Origin of the sequence: Kitasatospora sp. NPDC093550, from assembly GCF_044764985.1 — a bacterium.
In the GTDB taxonomy this organism is placed as follows: Bacteria; Actinomycetota; Actinomycetes; order Streptomycetales; family Streptomycetaceae; genus Kitasatospora.
Map to the genome: position 1 here is coordinate 1 of NZ_JBIWJF010000081.1, position 1,072 is coordinate 1,072.

The window sequence follows — 1,072 nt, forward strand, 5'->3', positions numbered from 1 at the left end:
GAAGAACGCCGCGCCGAAGGCGCGACCGCATCCGCCGCCGAAGGCGGCCGGCGGCGACAGCCGCCCAACAACACCGCCGCGCCAAAGGCGCGACCACTCCCCCGACCCCGGCCCCGGCGATTGCCGGGGCCGGGGAGTCGACCTCAGTAGGATTCGGCGAGCCGCTCGTACGCGGCTTCTTCGCGGTAGCGGCAGTACGCCTGGTGAACGAACTCTTCGCGGTCGCCCGTGACCCCGACGGCGTCGGCCAAGTGGAGCGCGGAGGTGATCAGGTCGGCGATGATCGTGGCTGTGCCCTCGGCGTCAACAGGCTCGTACCGGTACGCGGCGGGGTCGGCCGCGATGAAGGCGCGGAGGGCGACCAGCGCGGCGTCGGCGGAGTCGTCGGCGAGGCGCTCGGCGGTGAGGACGGTCATGTTCGGCTCCCTGTTGCTGCGGGTGGATGGGCGGCTCGGGGTGCCGTTCTACGAGGCCATGGCTGGAATGTCGGCCGCGCGGGTGGGGGTGAAGTCGAGGTCCCTCTCAACCAGGATCGGCAGGCTCAGGGCTCCCGGGCGCGGAGCGGGGGTCAGGTAGAGCTCCTCCAGCTCCACCAGGTGGATGTAACCCCACTCGCCCTCGGGGTAGTTGACCCTGGCCCAGCCGAAGGCCAGGCCGCTGGCCGGGTCCACCTCGGCGATGTACCAGTCCGAGCCGCCGGTGAAGTAATGGATGTGGAGGGTCTTCTCCTCGAAGGACTGCCCGTCGGTCGCGTAGAGCGCGGGGATCTTCTCCAGGTCGGCGAAGGGCGGGTAGAACTCGTGCCCGCGCACATGGCGATTTTGCTCGGGCATCGCTCCCCAGGCCCAGCTCGCCGGTTCGACGTTCGCGCTGTGCAGTTCGGTCATGTTCGGCCTCTCGGTTCGCGCTTCGTGGGTGTCGGTCGGGGTTGCCCTCCCCTCCCAACAAGGACAATATTACCTCACTGGGGGTTTCTGGTCAAGCTCGAAGGCGCAGTTCGGCACGCCGGTCCGACGGCTGACGGACCGTCAGATCAACGGGCGCACCTCCCCCGTCCCCCCGACAGCTGCCT

Annotated in this window: 2 protein-coding genes; both read right to left on the reverse strand. The window is 69.5% G+C overall.

The features are described from left to right. Nucleotides 1-143: 143 nt before the first annotated feature. Nucleotides 144-416, reverse strand: coding sequence for a hypothetical protein (locus ACIRD3_RS40530; RefSeq protein ID WP_402227149.1), 273 nt, complete (start codon nucleotides 414-416; stop codon nucleotides 144-146). A gap of 48 nt (nucleotides 417-464) precedes the next feature. After that, the gene (locus ACIRD3_RS40535) at nucleotides 465-833 is read right to left on the reverse strand and encodes a DUF2958 domain-containing protein (protein ID WP_402227151.1); all 369 of its coding nucleotides are present in this window, start codon (nucleotides 831-833) and stop codon (nucleotides 465-467) included. Nucleotides 834-1,072 lie beyond the last annotated feature (239 nt).